The sequence below is a fragment of the Bifidobacterium thermacidophilum subsp. thermacidophilum DSM 15837 genome (genome assembly GCF_000426425.1).
Taxonomy (GTDB): Bacteria; Actinomycetota; Actinomycetes; order Actinomycetales; family Bifidobacteriaceae; genus Bifidobacterium; species Bifidobacterium thermacidophilum.
On record NZ_AUFI01000006.1, the window covers coordinates 300,638 to 317,473 of the forward strand.

Genomic DNA, 16,836 nt, shown 5'->3' on the forward strand with positions numbered 1-16,836 from the left:
ACGCTGAGAGTGGGTTTTGCGTAGCTAGTTTGGGAGAACGAACTGGCTACGCCGGGGTGTTGCTGGTTTGGCTGCCGGATTGCAAGGTTTCGAGGGTCTTGTCTGGGACGCGGATTATGGCTTCCTGTGCCATCACCGCGACCAGTTCGCCGTCGCGCGAATACACCTTCGCGAGCGCCAGCCCACGCCCATGAGCGGCGGTCGGCGTATCCTGCACATACAAATGCCACTGGTTGATGTCGATATCCCGATACCACCACATCGAATGGTCGATGGACGCATAGGAAATCCCCGGTGTCGAAATGCTCAGCCCTGCCCGCCGCAGCACCGGCTCCATCATGATCTGGTCGCAGCCGAGCGCCAGCATCGCCCGATGCATCACCTGCGGCACGTCTGCGGTCCCATCCGCCTTCATCCACACCATCTGACGGCCGCTGTCCCGGTTTGCGGACTTGTGGTCGGCGCCCAACATGATGGTCGGCGTCACATGACGGATGTCGAATGGGGATTTGCTGGCGTAGAAATCAGCGAACGGAGACTTTTCCGCATACGGTTCCATCAGTTGTTTGGCGCTGGTCAGTCCTTCTGGACCCGGCACATCGGCCGGCATCGGATCGGCGAATTCGACACCCCGTTGGCCGGTTTCCTGGAAGCTCGCGATGGCGGTGAGAATCGGCCCCTGCGCCTGCGTGACATTGACGCGCCTAGACGAGAAGGAATGCCCGTCACGCAAGGTTTCCACATCGAAGAGCACATCCTGGTGAATATCGCCGGCGGCGATGAAATACCCGTGGATGGAATGGGGCAGACGTCCGCCGGGCACGGTTTTCGCCGCGGCAATGACGGACTGCGCGATCACCTGGCCGCCATAGACGCGCCCCGTGGGGAAATACAGGCTTTCCCCATTGATGTAGGTATGGTCCCGATGCGGGGAAGGGGTGCCAAGCTGCAGCACCTTCACCAGATGCTTCAGCGGCGTCATTGATTCATCGTGCGTCATAGTCGCTCTTTTCTGCATGCCCGCCGGCCAGTGCGGTGAGTGCGTATTCGGTCGGCGTCATGCGCCGCATGGTGTAGTCTAATCCGTTCAACGGAAGACCTTCGGATTTCGCAGAAGAACCAGCGCATAGCCACGAAATCCGCATGCTACGCACGTGCCGTGTGTTGGCACCTAGTACAGCAGTCGTGTATTTCCGGTGCGATTCGATTCGCCCTCATATGTGTAAACGTGGTATGGCGCCGGATGAATGTTCGGTGACAGGGTGATGAACTGATGCCGGAATACGCGGAAGCCTCCCCGCCCATGATAATCGGCAGGGAGGCTTTCCGATGACTGCACGACGCAGTGATACTGCGGATCCGCGGGTTTGCGAGTACTAGCGGGTCAGCTTGCGATGCAGACGATGGGGCCGTGCCGCGTCCTCGCCGAGGCGTGCGACCTTGTTCTCCTCATACGCCTGGAAGTTGCCTTCGAACCAGTACCAGTGCGCCGGATTCTCGTCGGTGCCCTCCCACGCGAGGATATGCGTGGCGATGCGGTCGAGGAACCAGCGGTCGTGGGAGATGACCACAGCGCAGCCGGGGAATTCGAGGAGAGCATTTTCCAGGCTTTCCAGCGTTTCGACATCAAGGTCGTTGGTCGGCTCGTCGAGCAGCAGCAGATTGCCGCCCTGCTTGAGCGTCAGCGCCAGATTCAGGCGGTTGCGCTCGCCGCCCGAGAGCATGCTCACGAGCTTCTGCTGGTCGGAGCCTTTGAACCCGAAGCTTGCCACATAGGCGCGGGTGGGTACTTCCACGCCGCCGACCTCGATGAAGTCAAGCCCACCGGAGACGGCCTCCCACAGGTTCTTGTTCGGATCGAGGCCTGCACGGTTCTGGTCGACGTAGGAGATCTTGACGGTGTCGCCGATGGCGAGCTTGCCTGAAGTGAGCGGCTCCAGACCGACGATTGTCTTGAACAGGGTGGACTTGCCCACGCCGTTCGGGCCGATCACGCCGACGATGCCGTTACGCGGCAGCGTGAAGCTCAGATCGTCGATGAGCACGCGGTCGCCGAACGCCTTGTGAATATGTTCGGCTTCCAGCACCTGCGAGCCCAGACGCGGCCCCGGCGGGATCTGGATTTCGGAGAAGTCAAGCTTCTTGGAGTTGCGTGCCTCCTCTTCCATCTGGTCGTAGCGCTCGAGACGCGCCTTGTTCTTGGCCTGACGGGCCTTCGGCGAGGAGCGCACCCAGTCGAGCTCGTTCTTCAGACGCTTGGCGAGCTTGGCGTCCTTGGCGCCCTGGATTTCCATACGCTTGGCTTTCGTCTCCAGATACGTGGAGTAGTTGCCCTTGTACGGGTACAGGTGGCCGCGGTCGACTTCGCAAATCCATTCGGCCACGTTGTCCATGAAGTAGCGGTCGTGGGTGACAGCGATGACGGCGCCCTTGTACTGGTGCAGGAACTGTTCGAGCCACAAAATCGATTCGGCGTCCAGATGGTTGGTGGGTTCGTCGAGCAGCAGCAGGTCGGGGGCTTCAAGCAGCAGACGGCACAGGGCGACACGACGGCGCTCGCCACCGGAGCACACGCTGACCGGGGTGTCGGGGTCGGGGCACTGCAACGCGTCCATCGCCTGCTCAAGTTGGGAGTCGAGATCCCAGCCGTTGGCGGCGTCGATTTCGGTCTGCAGCTTGCCCATTTCCTCCATGAGGGCGTCGTAATCGGCGTCGGGATTCGCCATTTCCTCGCCGATTTGGTTGAAGCGCTCAACCTTCTCGGCAATCGGACCGAATGCCATCTTGATGTTCTCGCCGACGGTCTTGTCTTCGTCGAGCGGCGGATCCTGCTGGAGGATGCCGACCGTGTAGCCCGGGGTGAGGGTCGCTTCGCCGTTTGAGACGGTGTCGAGACCGGCCATGATGCGCAGCAGCGTGGACTTGCCCATGCCGTTGGGGCCCACCACGCCGATCTTCGCGCCGGGCAGGAAGCTCAAGGTCACGTCGTCGAGGATGACCCGGTCGCCGTAGGCCTTGCGCGCCTTGATCATTTGATAAATAAACTCAGCCAAAGTTGTTCCGTTCTCCTGATGTGCACCACGCGGGTGCATATGGAATGTAATCGGTCACAATAACCCTTCCATTATGGCGTATACGGTCTACAGCGGGCGGGTCGCTGACGGGGCGCGCGGGTGGGCATCGGGTTTCGGCGAGTTGTGCGATTGGTGGTTGCATGGCGGACAGATTTAGGTGGTTCGGAGAGTCTGATGGGCCGGTATCTAACCGATGTGCGACATTGCGGTCATCTCCGGCCCGTCGCTGCCGTTCGTATCTTGGACGGGAAAGTGGACGCCTCCTCGCCTTCCTCGTACTATCAATCGGCGGGACATGCGATTGACGGGATTATCCTTCGTCGGGACTTGCGATAGACGAGACTATCGATTGACAGGACTTGGATGAACAGGACTTGCGATTGGCGGGACGATCAATCGACTGGGCTCGACGATTCCGGATTCGCGTCTGTCAGTTGCAAACACTCGGAAATACGGCAACACCGGCATTCACATTGCCGTTGCGCCCGCGGAGGTGAGGTACATCATGATTGCTGGATACTCGGTACTCACCCTGCTGTTGGTGGCGCTTGCCGGTGTCGGCGCTGGCTTCGTGGGGTACGCCGTGGGCGCATCATCGCTGATTTCCTACCCTGCACTGTTGGCGCTGGGAGTGCCGCCCGTCCTCGCCAACGCGTCGAACACGGTCGGCGTGCTGGGCACGGGATTCGGCGGTGCGCTCGGTGCGCGCAAGGAGTTGCATGGATTGCATCTCAGGGCCGCGATTTACGTGTCGATTGGCGTGGTCGGCGGCATCCTGGGGGCGTTGCTGCTGCTTGAACTCGACCCGAAGGTTTTCGAATTCGTTGTCCCGCCGCTGATCGCCCTGAGCAGCGCCGCAATCGCCCTCAATCCGCGCGGACGCGCCGAAGCCAGGCAGGCCGCCGCGGCAGCACAGGCGCAAGTTGTCCAGCTGAGACTGAATGAGGCATCGCCGGACGGCAATACAGGGAAGCGGCGTTCCCGCCCGCTCGTCCGTACACAAACCGAGCCGCTCTCCGAAGACCCGTGGTGGGTCTGGCTTGGCGTGTCATGCTGCGCAATCTACAGCGGCTATTTCGGAGCCGGCGCGGGCACGTTGGTCCTTGCGGTGCTTGACGCCGCCGGCATCGGACCGTTCCATCAGGTCAACGCGCTGAAAACCCTGATCGGGTGGGGCGCGAATATGAGCGCATCCGTGGTGTTTATCGTGCGAGGCGTCGTCGATTGGCCGTTGGCCATCGTGATGTGCCTCGGCTGCTTCGCCGGCAGCTACATCGCCCCGCCGATCACCCGGAAAATCCCTGCTCGCATCATGCGCATCGCCGCGGTGATCGCCGGCATTGCCCTGACCATCGACCTGGCCATCAAGACTTACTGATTGTGGACTGCGCTCCAGATTTCCCGCCAACGTCCACCTCCCGCGTTCACCGACCTGCGTACACCACCCCGCTTTCACACCGTCTTGCGTTCAACCCCGCCTTCACCCCGTCGCCACCGCTGTCATCGATGTAACCCACTGCCGCCCCGCCGCTTGAACCATCGTGCCCAGCCGCGCGCCGAATTCGACACCTCGCGATAGACTAAATTGTCTGAATAACGCCGCGGGAGTGCGGCTGGGTCGCGTGAGCGACCGACTTACGATCGAAAGAACATAGTGACTGATTCCAAATCCTCTCAGCATGTCCATAAGCACGACAACAAGTGGCATGGCGATTCCTTCAAACATCACGGCAAGGGCGGGCGCAAGGGCGGTAAGCGCTTCGGCCGCCGTGACGGCAAGAACTCCTCCTTCAAGAACCAGAACATCGAAGAAGAACTTCACGAGAGCAAATACGTCGCGGCTGCAGAGGCCGCCGCGGCCGATTCCGCCGCACACCGCGACGAGCCGCCTCGCACCTTCGCCGAACTGGGGGTTCCGCGCGAACTGGTCGATGCGCTCGAACGCGACGGCAAAACCACGGCGTTCCCCATCCAGGCGGACACCCTGCCGGATTCCCTTGCCGGACGCGATATTCTCGGCCGAGGCCAGACCGGTTCCGGCAAGACCCTCGCGTTCTCCATCCCGCTGATCGCCCGTCTCGCGCAGTCCAGCGACGCCGATGACGCGATTCGCGATTTCAACGCCATAAAGAACAGTGGCGACAAGGACGCGCGCAAGAAAGCCATGCTGCCCCACCCGCGCGCACTCGTGCTCGCACCGACCAGAGAGCTGGTCAACCAGATTGACGAAGTCATCAGGCCTCTTGCCGAGGTGTACGGCATGCGTACCGTCACCATCTACGGCGGTGTGCGCCAAGGCCGTCAGGTTGACGGTCTGCGTCGCGGCGCCCAGATTGTGGTTGCCTGCCCTGGGCGTCTCGAGGATCTGCTCAACCAGAAGCTGCTCAGCCTTGAATCCGTGCGTGTCGCGGTGCTTGACGAAGCCGATGAAATGGCCGATATGGGCTTCCTTCCTTCGGTTGAGAAACTGCTCGCCCAGGTCGCCCCTGACGGCCAGCGCATGCTGTTCTCCGCGACCCTCGACCACGGTGTCGACAAGCTTGTGGACGAATTCCTGCATGAGCCGAAGGTCCACGCGGTCGATGCCGCCGACGCCCAGGTCGACACGCTCACCCAGCATGTGTTCAAGGTCACCAAGGACGACAAGCCTGAGGTGATTCGTGCGCTCGCCAGCGGCAAGGACAAACGCATCATCTTCACCCGTACCAAGTACCAGGCCAAGGAACTCGCCGAGAAGCTCGTCAAGCACGGCATTCCTGCGGTCGATTTGCAGGGCAATCTGTCGCAAAAGCAGCGCGACCATCATCTCGCCGCGTTCGAGCGTGGATTCGTGCGTGTCCTGGTCGCCACGGATGTCGCCGCGCGAGGCATCGACGTCAGCGATGTCGCGCTGGTGATCCAGACCGAACCGCCGGCCGACCCAAAGTCCTTCCTCCATCGTTCCGGCCGTACTGCGCGCGCAGGCGAACATGGTGACGTGGTCACGCTCGTGCTGCCGAACCAGCGCCAGTCCTCGCATCGTCTGTTCCGCAACGCGGGTATTGACGCGAAGCCGGTCGCAGTCACCCCTGAGTCTCCTGAACTGCTTGAGCTGGTAAGCGAGGTCGCGCCTGTTGTCGAGGGCTGGGATCTGGGTCAGGTCGATTTCGGCAACAAACACGGCAAGCACGGCAAGAACCGTTTCGATCGCGGTGCCGGGCGTCGCGATGATGATATGCGCGATTTCGGCCGGTCGTTCCGCGACGGCGAGATGCCGCACCGCCATTCCAGCCGTCGTATCTCGTCATATGATGAGGGCCCACGCAATCGCGAGCAGCGTCGCGAACGCGAGTTCGGCCAGCGTTCCGGTGGTTGGCGTCATGGCGGCAATAAGCACCGCGATGATGTGAGGTTCGTCAGCGCGAAGCATGGCAAAAAAACCAAGGCTTCGAAGAAATCAAAGCCGGCGGGGAAGTATCATTCCGGGAATAAACATGCCGGTGGCAAGAAGCATCGCTGAGCGGTGAGACGGGCGGGAATACCGATGTGTGTTCCCGCCCGTCTTGCGTTACGATGGAACGAGTGCTTGATGAAGGATGGTGGTCATGGACTGGCATGCATCGGTATATGGGGGACGAGGCGGCAGCGGGTATGACGCGCCTCGTGATTTCGGCGCAGAACCCGGTTCCTCGTATGGCGCGCGCGATGAGGTCGTTCCTGAATCCAAGCTGAAGCGGCGAGGGGGATCTGCGTATTATCGTGCGTTTGACGTCCTTTCCAGCAACCGGATGCGTGATTTCACATGCACCTACACGGATGACGGAGAAACGCTTCACGCGACGGTCCACAGCACTGAGAACTTCCTGAGCGATTACGATGTGAGCACGCATATTGACGAGGATCGCTCGGATTTCACCGATTCGTCATGCACCTGCCCGGCGTTCAGCAGATTCGGCGGCATTTGCAAGCATGTGCTGGCGTTGATCATCGCATACAACGAGGATTCCTCGTCGTTCACCGTCAAGGGGGACGCCTCTTCCCGTGGTGGACGCCAGCATCGCACTACGTCCCCGCTGCTGGAGCGCTTCATGTTCAGCGAGGAGCGCCGCCAAGCCGATGACGCGAAAAACCGGCAGCTTGAATTGCTTAAGCAGGTCAACGCCGCGGAGAAGAACGGCGGGGTGCCGACATCCGTGCAAAGCAGTCGCCATCTGCCGATCGGCAGTGTGCATCTGGAACTTGCGTTTGCGAAATCCGCGCGGGTATCTGGGGCTTCGATCCGTCTCAAACTCAACGTCCCCTCGCTTAGACTCAGCTATGTCGTCAACAGCATTCCCCAGTTGCTTGATTCGGTGCGCAACCAGGAGTACTTCCAGTACGGGCAGAAGCTCGCGTTCGTCCATACCCGCGACACCTTCGACGCGCAGTCCCGCAAGATGCTTGACATTCTCGATCGTGCCGTGCAGGTCAGGGAAAGCCTGAGCAACGCGATGTTCTATTCGTTCCCGCATAGTGCGTCGGGTGATGGATACGCGGTGGCCGACGACGAATTAGCGGAGCTGCTCGGCTTGTTTGTCGATACCGGGGAAGCCGTGGGCGTGGTGGGGTTCAGCACGACTTTCGCCAACGCGCGAGCCATGCGTGTCGTCGGGGCCGACCCTGATTTCGGGTTGCGCATCACCCCCGAGGCTGATGGCGGATACACGATTTCGCATACCGCCCGCGTGATTGTGATGATTGACGGACACCCTTCCTCGTATGTGATTGTTGGCTCCGCGATTGGGGCGAACCGCGAATGGTACTCGTCGAGCACCGACGGCCTGCCGATGATTTTCCGGTGTTCTCCGCAGTTGGCGCGGCGTGAACAGCTCGCGATGGCGTTGTGCGGGGAGGACCGCGAGACTGAGCAGTACGTGAGCCCCCGTGATTTGAACACGTTCAGCCGCACGGTACTTCCGCAGCTGACGGTCGGCGCGATTGACGGTGTGCCGGTGCAGCAGGAAACGGATGATGACGACGATATCACCGGTCCCGCGGGCCTCGCAGATGCCACCGATACCGACGGTTCCGCCGGCAATCCGCATGCCGAGACAACACATGAGACGCCGGCGTCGGACGAGCTGACCGGGCCTGCCGCATACGGCACGCCGGGCGGCACCAATCCGCGCAGCGACCCGCAGCATAATCGGCCAGAACCCTTGCACGGCCTGATCGCTGATATTCCGGCGAAACTGCTGGCCACCATCCAGCAGCCATGCAATATCGAACTGTATTTCGATCGCGACCGCGATGGCATCACATGCGATGCCCAAGCACGGTACGGCGATCGCCGGTTCCATATCTTCAACGGCAACGGCGCGCATGACGGCGTGATGCGCGACACGACGACCGAACGACTCGTGGTCGAAGCGCTGCTGCATTATTTCCCGCGCCCGGATGGCCCGGTTGCGCGGCTATCCGAAGACGACGACGAGGGAATCTACCGTCTGCTGACCGAAGGACTGCCGGTATTGCGCGGACTGGGGACCGTGTACTCAACACCGGCGTTCGATGGGGTGACGTCCATGCCGTCGCCGGTCATCAAAATCGGTTTGTCCATGCGTTCCGACTTGGTGGAAATCTCGCCGATCGCCGACGAAGTCGACCCTGACGAAGTGCCGCAGCTACTCAACAGCTACCGCCAGCGCAAACGGTTCCATCGTCTGCGCGACGGACGGTTCGTCAACTTGGCCAGTATGGACACCAGCAAGCTTGACACCGTCGCCGACGATCTGGGCATCGACCGAGACGAGTTCGCCGATGGAGCCGTGGACGTGCCGGCATTCCAAGCCTTCTATCTTGACGGACAAACCGATGATGAGGACAAGGACCAGCGGTTCTACCAGTATGTCGAGAACCTCAAGGTCATCGACCCGAACCGCTACGAGGTGCCGGAAAGCCTGAAATCCGTGCTTCGTCCTTATCAGGCGGAGGGCTTCAGGTGGCTCAATGCGGTGTGCGACAAGGGCTTCGGCGGTATTCTCGCGGATGAAATGGGTCTGGGCAAAACCGTGCAGATGCTCGCCATGCTGCTCAGTCGGCTGGACGAATCGCGCAAGAACGGGCCGAACCTGATTGTCTGCCCGGCCTCTCTGGTCTATAACTGGGTCGCTGAGGCGGAGAAATTCACGCCGGAACTGCACGTCGCTGCGCTCGCGGGAAGCAAGGACGAGCGTCGGGCGATTCTTGCCAGTGCACGCGATTATGACCTGCTCGTCACTTCATATGATTTGCTGCGCCGCGATATCGATGATTATCGTGATATCAACTTCACGTGCATGGCGTTGGATGAGGCACAATATGTGAAGAACCACGCGACGAAATCCTCGCAGGCGGTGCGTTCGATCCAGGCCAAGCATCGGTTCGCGCTCACCGGCACGCCGATTGAGAACCGACTGTCCGAATTGTGGAGCATTTTCGATTTCCTCATGCCCGGGATGCTCGGCAGCTATAAGCATTTCCGCGGTCGGTTCGAAATGCCGATTCTCAGCGGTGACGCCATCGCGCAGCGCAGATTGCAGGTGTTTGTCGGCCCGTTCATTCTGCGCCGTCTCAAGAAGGACGTACTCGGCGACCTGCCCGACAAGATTGAAAACGTCATCACCGTCCAGCTGGAGGGCGAGCAGCGCAAACTGTATGCGGCGCTCGAGCAGCGGTTGCGCGCTTCCATCAACAGAGATACGAACTTCGATTCCGGCGCCGAGAAAATCAAGGCGCTCGCCCAGCTGACCAGGTTGCGGCAGATTTGCTGCGATCCGCGGTTGGTATACGAGAACGCCGGGAAGAAATCCGCCAAGCTTGACGCCATCGAGGAGCTGGTGGAATCCTGCCGTGATGCGGGTCGGAAGATGCTGATTTTCTCGCAGTTCACCAGTTATCTGCATCTGATCGGCAAGCGGTTGCACAAGAACGGCATCGACTATGACGTGATCACCGGCGGAACCCCGAAGAAGAAGCGGCTTGAGCTGGTCAACCAGTTCAACAAGGACGACACCCCGGTGTTCCTCATTTCGCTCAAGGCCGGCAATACGGGTCTCAACCTGACCGGTGCCTGCGTGGTTGTGCATGCCGACCCGTGGTGGAATGCCGCAGCGCAGAACCAGGCGACCGACCGTGCGCATCGCATCGGGCAGACGCAGGATGTGAACGTGTACCAGATTGTGGCGAAGGACACAATCGAGGAGCGCATCATCAACCTGCAGCGTACGAAGTCCGATCTTGCGGCGAAGTTCGTGGATGACGCCTCGACGACCGGTGGCAGCGCCATCAGCCGGCTTACCAAGGACGACCTGCTCGCGCTGCTCGGGTGAGTTGCCGGGGATTGTTGCCTTGCTGCCCGGGCGAGCGCTGGTCGAATGGGTGTTGCCACGAGGATTGCCCAGGTGCGCGTTGTACGGGCGGGGGCGTTGCTCAAGGATTGTCTGAACGGGCGCCGGTCAGCCGGGCGACGGCTGGGCGGACACTGGTTGGGCGGGCATCGGCAGTCTGATGTCTCGACTGGTTGGCCGGCAGTTGCCCCCAACTCCGCCTTGCGTCCCAACGAATCAAATTAGTAGCATACGATATACTAGCTTGCGATATACTAGTTTGTGATATACAACATTGGCGAATCAATCCTTTGCGGATAATCCTTCGTGTGTGCATCGTGGTCGCACGCATCGATGGTCGGTTCTCCGCATGGTCGGATTGGAGGGGCGTGGCTTATGGATGACTTCATCGGCAGGCATCGAGAGCTGGATATGCTTCAGCGCAGATACGGTTCTGGACGCTTTGAATGCATTATCGTATATGGCCGTCGCAGAGTCGGAAAGACGACGTTGATTCGGCGATTCGTTCAGGGTAAGCCCTGTGTGTTTTTCTCGGCGATCGAATCAAGTGCGCAGCGTAATCTCGAAGTGCTCAGCGCAAGTATTGCTCTGCTGCAGTCGGGAATGCAGGATTTGTCATCGGATGCGGGCGCAACGGCAGCGGTACCGGCATACCCTGTGTATCGTGATTTTGCATCGGCAATAGAGAGGATATTCCAACTCGCAAGCGATAAGCGGATGGTGTTCGTCATTGACGAATACCCGTATCTTGTCGCCGCTGACCCCTCGGTGTCATCGGTGCTCCAGCATGCCATTGATAGGCATCAGGAAGATTCGAAGCTGGATATTGTGCTCTGCGGGTCGAGCATGTCCTTCATGGAAAAGCAAGTGTTGGGATATAAGAGCCCGTTGTATGGGAGGCGTACCGCGCAGATCAAGGTCGAACCGTTCACCTACCGTGAGGTGCTTGATTATTTCCCGGGCATGCCGGAGGAACAAGCCGCGGTGGTGTACGGCATCACCAACGGCATCCCGCAGTATTGCCGTCAATGGGATTCGAAGAAGAACGTAGCAGATAACATCCGAGACAACGTCATCGATCCGGACTGCTATCTGTTTGAGGAGACGACGAATATCCTCAAGCAGGAGATGCGCAATCCCGCGGAATACAACAACATCATCCAAACGATTGCCTCCGGTGCGTCGAAGCTCAATGAAATCGCGACCGGCACACATATGCCGTCCGGAATGCTGGTGAGATATCTGACCAATCTGATGGAGCTGGGGATAGTCGTCAAAGAGCGTCCGTTTGGAGAAAAGGCCGCGAGAAAGACGTTGTACCATGTGGGGGATTCGTTCTTCCGCTTCTGGTATGGTTTGGTCGCGCCTTGTATGGTGTTGATTCAATCCGGCCGTGAGGATATTGCCGTGCAGCGGATAATGCAGCAGTTGCCGACGTTCATGGGGCCGGTGTATGAAACCATGTGCAAACAGTGGCTGTTGCGGCACAACGGCGAGTCGTTGCCGTTCGTCTTGTCTGAAATCGGGCATTGGTGGGGCGCTGACCCGAGGACCAGACGGCAGGAGGAGATTGACATCGTCGCTTCCGATGGGAAAGACAAGGCGCTGTATGCAGAATGCAAGTGGCGCAATGAGCAGGTCGGTGTTGCGGAGCTGACATTGCTGCGGCAACGTTCGCAACTGTTGCGGCATAGTGACAAGTATTATGCGCTGTTTTCGAAGAGCGGATTCACCGAAGAGCTCGAACGGGCTGCCGGTGATGATCCGCATGTCATGCTGGTGTCGTTCCAACAGATGTGCAAGTGAATGAGCGGGTGCCCGTGTGCGACGGGACTGCTCTGAGTGCGTGTGTATCTGCGGATTCGGGTGTGGTCTGGATTCTGGCTGCTGGCTTCCGGGAGATGCGCGGGTGTCTGCCGGTTCCTGGGTGACGCATCTTCCGGCGTGGCAACGCTATCTTGCGCCCCAACGAATCAAATTAGTAGCACACGATATACTAGCTTACGATATACTAGTTTGTGATATACCAAATTGCAGGTTGGGGACGCGGTGACGGGAAACGTCGCAGGGGGATCACCTGCCGCCGTGCGGGCGCGGAACGGTGTGGATTTTGCCGGTGAAGTTGGTCGAAGTGATTTGCCAGACCGTGACGCTTGCCATCTGCTGTGCGGTGAATGGCACGTGATCCATGCCGGCTTGCTTGCTCATCAGGGCTTGCATGGCAACGATTTTCTCGTCAAGATCTGTGACCACCGACGCCGTGCCCGTGCCGACGATCGAGCGGAAGGACGCCGACCAGTTGCAGGGCGTGCGGCCTTCGTGCACCTGATGATCGCAGTCAAGCTCGAAAGCGACCTGAAGCGCGTTGCCTGCAGCGCGAATCGCATCGATTTTGCGTCCCTCATGCGCCGAATGCAGGAAAATCCGAAGCTCGCCGAAATCCGGCGGTAGCGGTGTCCCGTCCGCCGACAAGCTGACCGGAAGGTCGTTTTCGGGGTGGGGGAATCGTTCCAGAGTGAATTGATATCCGAAATTCATCGGCACGATGGTCAGGCCCTCGGCGTCCTGGTAGGCGATGCGCACGACTTCGCACGAGTCGAGAATATCCTTGATTTGCTGCGGGGAACGTACCTCGCGGTCGGCGCGACGCATCAGTCGGTGTGCTCCGGCAAGGGTGGTGGCGTGCACGTGCGGCGCGCGGCGCAGCGAGCCGGATGGCGGCAGTGAAACCCTTGCGACTGCGGCCGATGTGGGTGTCGGCACTCGGGCTAGCGCTTGTGCCGGCGTTGACAGCGAGGTTGGCGTGTGCTGCGGAAGTTCGGAAGCGATATCGGTCATGGTGTCCTCCATGGTGTGGTGGAGCGTGGGCTGCAACTGGTGTGGAATATCTCAGATGAACGACTTTCTATAGTGTGATATAGAAAGTCGTGAAATCTGGCGTCTTTCTATACCGTACTATAGAAACTTGCAGAGCGCCGCAGCGGATATCAGCTGGGTGTAGTCCGGTGAAGTGATGCCGGTTGTGTGCGGCGGCGGAAAGCGCTGCTTCCGCGCACATGTCCGGGTGGCTGAGGTAGGGTGGCTGGACAACCTAGGGGAGCTGCGGTGGGTCTGCGGCTGAGAGTGCGCGCAAGGCGCTGACCCTGTGAACCTGTCCGGGTAATACTGGCGAAGGAAAGGAACTGCCATGACGGCATCATCGTCTGCTCAATCAAATCATGGTTCTCAAGCGGTGGCCGCGCCTAACATTTCTCCAACCGGCGAGTCCGGCACGTCCGCGCAATCTGTGGGGCAGGACGCATCTCGTGAACCGGCGACCAAGCACGTCCCGCTCGCGCCGGCAAGCAAAAGCGGCGATTACGCGTTTCTTGGAGCGACGCCCGGCAGTGTGGCCGACGCGTTCTACATGGCTGCCGCGGAGGATTGGCAGGCGGCGATCAATTCGCGGTTCGTCAACGAACTACTGGACGACACCCTGCCTGACAGTGTGCTAATCAGCTATCTGGTCCAGGATTTCACGTTCTTCATGCAGCCGACGTTGGAACGTCTGACCGCGCAGGCGCCGACGCAGGAGATTCGTGACATGCTCAACCGGCAGGCCGAGTTCTTCGCCGACCGGGAGAAGCCGTATTTCCTGCGGTTCCTTTATGGGGTGGATGAGCGGCTGCAGGCGAGTGTGCCGCAAACCCCGGCGAACCGCGAATATTGCGCGTATCTCGACCAGATTGCCGCGACCGGCAGTTTCGCTCAACTCTTGTGCCTGATGTGCGCGATGGAATGGCTGTACCTGGCCTGGGCCAAGCGCACGGTGGATGCGGGTGTCGTCCAGCAGGTGCCGGCGCACCGCGGCTGGGTGGAGCTGCACGAAGGCGATCTGTTCCGCCGCTGGGTGGGCAATCTCATCGAGCTGGTGAACCGGTATGCGAGCGTCGACGGCCCGGAAGCCGCCGTATTCCCCGAAGTCGCACGGCTCGAGCGCGCGTTCTTCGAGGATTCGTATGCGTATGCGGTGGGGGAGTCAGAAGAAGAGCGGGAAAGCTGACGTCACGAACGCGTGCTGGCTGCCCTTGACGCGTTGGCGGCGGATGAGAATCCGCTGGCGACTGTTGATAATCCCCTAATCAGGAGTTAACCCGAGCGGTTATATCACGCAGGTGGCCGCTCAACTTATCCGAAAGCATATGGGAGGGCGGCTCCCGCGATGATTGGAATCCCTCTGCCACGGGAGCTCCAATCACCACAGGAGCCGTTGCCACAACTCAATTCAGGCTGTACAGCTTGGTGATCTGATCGGCGAACCAAGCACTCCGGCGCTTGATGTCGTCAGCGGTCCATGTCGTTTTCGACTCGAGCGTCTCGCCGTTTTCGGTATCCGGTATGGACGCGTTGATTTTCAGCGGCATCGCCAGACCCGTGACATCGCTACTGGTTGGATCCTTGTACCGCTTCTTCTCGTCGAAGGTGCGTTGTCCCAGCTCGCTGTTGTACGGGGTGAGTGTGAGATTGCCGATCAGGTGGACGCATTCCGCTTGGATTTCCTTGGCTTGGTCTGGATTGTCCGGGCTGATTGCGTTGTTCCATGTATCAGGTAGGTTGCCTTCCGGCAGGATGTGTTCGATGGACCAGCGACGTTGTTTGGTGCTGTTCTTGACGAAATCGTCGAAGGTATCCGGGCGCGCTTTGCTGACGATACCTTCGCCCGGCAGGCTCGTTCGAGGTCAATCAGGACAAAGCGCGTTGTCGCCTTGTTCTTGTCGTAGATGCCTTGCGTGCACAGGGTTGTACGGAGCACATTGTCGTCGACACTGATGGCGTTCAATCCTTGGATATCGCCTTCACCGTTACGAATGAGAATCAGTGCCGCGATTCCGGTGTACTTGTGTTGCTTGAGTTCGCGGGTCAGACGGATGATGCGTGCTCTGATATTGGAGGATTTCGGCACCAGTGTGATGTTTCGCCGCACGTAGAAGGCGATGAGGTAGTCGAGAATCTGTGGAAGTGCATCTCCGAGCTCGAGGCCGGGATCTCCAAGCAGCTCCATCAACAGCGGGTACGACTGTGTCGATTCGAGTTGAACCAGCGCCTTCAGCCGCTTGGCGATGGTCTGATCGTGATGCTCATGCTTGGGCAGGCACAGAATCTGGGCATAGATGCCTGCACGTTCTTGGAGGACCGACAGATAGTCGGAGCGTTTTTCACTGTAGTACTGGCGGATTCGGCTGCGGTAGAGTTTGAGCGCGCTGCTCTTGGTGATGGATCTGTTGTCTTCGCTTTCGAACGCGTCCCAATTGTTCAGGAGGAACTGGGTGGTGATGGTGGTATCCGGCTCGCCGTCGCGGCTGAGGGTTTCGGACAATGCTATCCACTGGTTGGTGGTTTCTTCTGCCTTGCGGTCGAGGTATTCGCCAGCGTCCGAAATGAATTCCGCCTTCAGCAGGTCGACCAGTGTCAGCGGCAGGCCTTTCGAGTTCATCGAGGAGAACACGTTGAACGCGTCGGTGACATCTGGCACATGGATGCGCAGAATGGTGACCTTGAGCAGCTTCTCATAGAATTTGTCCAGTTCGCCGATGGTCGGGAAAGCGTCGGCTCCGAACAGTTTACGGATGTACCCGTACCGTTTTGCGAACGCCGTGCGCCCGGTGCGTCCGGGTTCGTTTCTGTTGAGAACACGCAGGAGGCTGCGGTAGACGGTGTCATCCTCCTCGAACAAGTGGAGTCGAGGTTCTAGGGCATCGTCTGAATTGTTGAAAATCAGACGGCGCTTGATATCTGACTGGATGGTTCCGGTCTTCATGATGTCGTCTCTTGACGTATTCTCGTCATTGGAAATCTCTTGAGCCCGCTGCCAGATGGCCAGCAAGAACAACGAGACTGTGGTCAGGCGCTGCTGACCGTCAATCACGTCATACACATCCGGGATGTTCTTCCCCTGCTGCTCATGCGGGACCACCAGCAGATTGCCGACGTAGTAGTTCTCGTCCTCGTAGCGGATATCGGCGAACAGCTGGTCGATCTGGTCGGTTTTCCAGCAATATCGATGCTTGAATGGAGGAATATACAGCTGTACTGTTCCTGCAATCGGGAGTGTTTCGTTGATCGGTTCTTGGTGTGTCTGAATGTCCATGGTCGTCCCCTGTATCCAAAGCCGTGGGCTTGTCCGGTTGCTGTCATTAGGTCATCTAATTGATGACCTAATGATCAATGATCCAGAAGATCTGGACAGAAACAGACAATCTGATTGATTTCTTTGAGCTGATCGGCGTGTTGGGGAATTGCCTGAACAACTGCTTGATGATGGAGCCTGTTTGGCGAGTGTTGGCTAACGGCAACCCGCCGACATAGTGAAAGCAACCAGAATGACAGCGTGCTGCCGTGCCATCGACGATGTTGCTGATTTGGCCCGTCGGGCGTGT

At 59.3% G+C, this 16,836-nt stretch carries 11 protein-coding genes and 1 riboswitch; of the genes, 6 read left to right on the plus strand and 5 right to left on the minus strand.

Annotated elements, in window-relative coordinates; all coding sequences use genetic code 11:
* Nucleotides 1-46 precede the first annotated feature (46 nt).
* A complete protein-coding gene (locus K315_RS0101705) occupies nt 47-1,000 on the minus strand; it encodes an acyl-CoA thioesterase (protein WP_029575903.1) in 954 nt (317 codons plus the stop codon).
* A 376-nt stretch (nt 1,001-1,376) separates the two neighbouring features.
* Complete coding sequence (gene ettA, locus K315_RS0101710) at nt 1,377-3,053, minus strand: energy-dependent translational throttle protein EttA (protein ID WP_029575904.1); 1,677 nt, start codon at nt 3,051-3,053, stop codon at nt 1,377-1,379.
* A gap of 526 nt (nt 3,054-3,579) precedes the next feature.
* Here ettA and K315_RS0101715 point away from each other — a divergent pair.
* The 4 genes from K315_RS0101715 (at nt 3,580) to K315_RS0101730 (ending at nt 12,226) form a co-directional block, all read left to right on the plus strand.
* The gene (locus tag K315_RS0101715) at nt 3,580-4,452 is read left to right on the plus strand and encodes a sulfite exporter TauE/SafE family protein (RefSeq protein ID WP_029575905.1); all 873 of its coding nucleotides are present in this window, start codon (nt 3,580-3,582) and stop codon (nt 4,450-4,452) included.
* A 426-nt stretch (nt 4,453-4,878) separates the two neighbouring features.
* Entirely contained in the window at nt 4,879-6,573 is a 1,695-nt protein-coding gene (locus K315_RS09110; protein ID WP_425304039.1) for a DEAD/DEAH box helicase, read from the plus strand.
* Nucleotides 6,574-6,658: 85 nt separating this feature from the next.
* Nucleotides 6,659-10,402, plus strand: coding sequence for a DEAD/DEAH box helicase (locus K315_RS0101725; RefSeq protein ID WP_029575907.1), 3,744 nt, complete (start codon nt 6,659-6,661; stop codon nt 10,400-10,402).
* 393 nt (nt 10,403-10,795) lie between these two features.
* Nucleotides 10,796-12,226 (plus strand): ATP-binding protein, encoded by a 1,431-nt coding sequence (locus K315_RS0101730; protein WP_029575908.1) that lies wholly within the window; start codon nt 10,796-10,798, stop codon nt 12,224-12,226.
* Nucleotides 12,227-12,493: 267 nt separating this feature from the next.
* Here K315_RS0101730 and K315_RS0101735 read toward each other — a convergent pair whose 3' ends face one another.
* Nucleotides 12,494-13,072: a pyridoxamine 5'-phosphate oxidase family protein gene (locus K315_RS0101735; protein WP_052316528.1), complete on the minus strand. Its 579-nt coding sequence runs from the start codon at nt 13,070-13,072 to the stop codon at nt 12,494-12,496.
* Between the two features lie 431 nt (nt 13,073-13,503).
* Nucleotides 13,504-13,614: riboswitch (TPP riboswitch) on the plus strand.
* Here K315_RS0101735 and K315_RS0101740 point away from each other — a divergent pair.
* The gene (locus K315_RS0101740) at nt 13,608-14,462 is read left to right on the plus strand and encodes a TenA family protein (RefSeq protein ID WP_029575910.1); all 855 of its coding nucleotides are present in this window, start codon (nt 13,608-13,610) and stop codon (nt 14,460-14,462) included. (Overlaps the previous riboswitch by 7 nt.)
* Nucleotides 14,463-14,679: 217 nt before the next feature.
* On the opposite strand, the gene K315_RS10640 is transcribed toward K315_RS0101740, so the two are convergent.
* Nucleotides 14,680-15,039: a GmrSD restriction endonuclease domain-containing protein gene (locus tag K315_RS10640; protein WP_338010515.1), complete on the minus strand. Its 360-nt coding sequence runs from the start codon at nt 15,037-15,039 to the stop codon at nt 14,680-14,682.
* The gene (locus K315_RS09115) at nt 14,931-16,547 is read right to left on the minus strand and encodes a DUF262 domain-containing protein (RefSeq protein WP_052316526.1); all 1,617 of its coding nucleotides are present in this window, start codon (nt 16,545-16,547) and stop codon (nt 14,931-14,933) included. Before K315_RS09115 ends, K315_RS10640 begins: the two co-directional genes overlap by 109 nt.
* 77 nt (nt 16,548-16,624) lie before the next feature.
* On the opposite strand from K315_RS09115, the gene K315_RS10575 reads away from it, so the two are divergent.
* Nucleotides 16,625-16,765 carry a hypothetical protein gene (locus tag K315_RS10575; protein ID WP_155804611.1) on the plus strand — a complete coding sequence of 47 codons (141 nt, stop codon included), beginning with the start codon at nt 16,625-16,627 and terminating at the stop codon, nt 16,763-16,765.
* Nucleotides 16,766-16,836: the final 71 nt, after the last annotated feature.

Coding starts and splice junctions, on each gene's coding strand:
- K315_RS0101705 (WP_029575903.1), bottom strand. CDS start 1,000: ATGACGCACGATGAATCAATGACGCCGCTGAAGCATCTGGTGAAGGTG.
- K315_RS0101715 (WP_029575905.1), top strand. CDS start 3,580: ATGATTGCTGGATACTCGGTACTCACCCTGCTGTTGGTGGCGCTTGCC.
- K315_RS0101725 (WP_029575907.1), top strand. CDS start 6,659: ATGGACTGGCATGCATCGGTATATGGGGGACGAGGCGGCAGCGGGTAT.
- K315_RS0101730 (WP_029575908.1), top strand. CDS start 10,796: ATGGATGACTTCATCGGCAGGCATCGAGAGCTGGATATGCTTCAGCGC.
- K315_RS0101735 (WP_052316528.1), bottom strand. CDS start 13,072: ATGCGTCGCGCCGACCGCGAGGTACGTTCCCCGCAGCAAATCAAGGAT.
- K315_RS0101740 (WP_029575910.1), top strand. CDS start 13,608: ATGACGGCATCATCGTCTGCTCAATCAAATCATGGTTCTCAAGCGGTG.
- K315_RS09115 (WP_052316526.1), bottom strand. CDS start 16,547: ATGGACATTCAGACACACCAAGAACCGATCAACGAAACACTCCCGATT.
- K315_RS10575 (WP_155804611.1), top strand. CDS start 16,625: ATGATCCAGAAGATCTGGACAGAAACAGACAATCTGATTGATTTCTTT.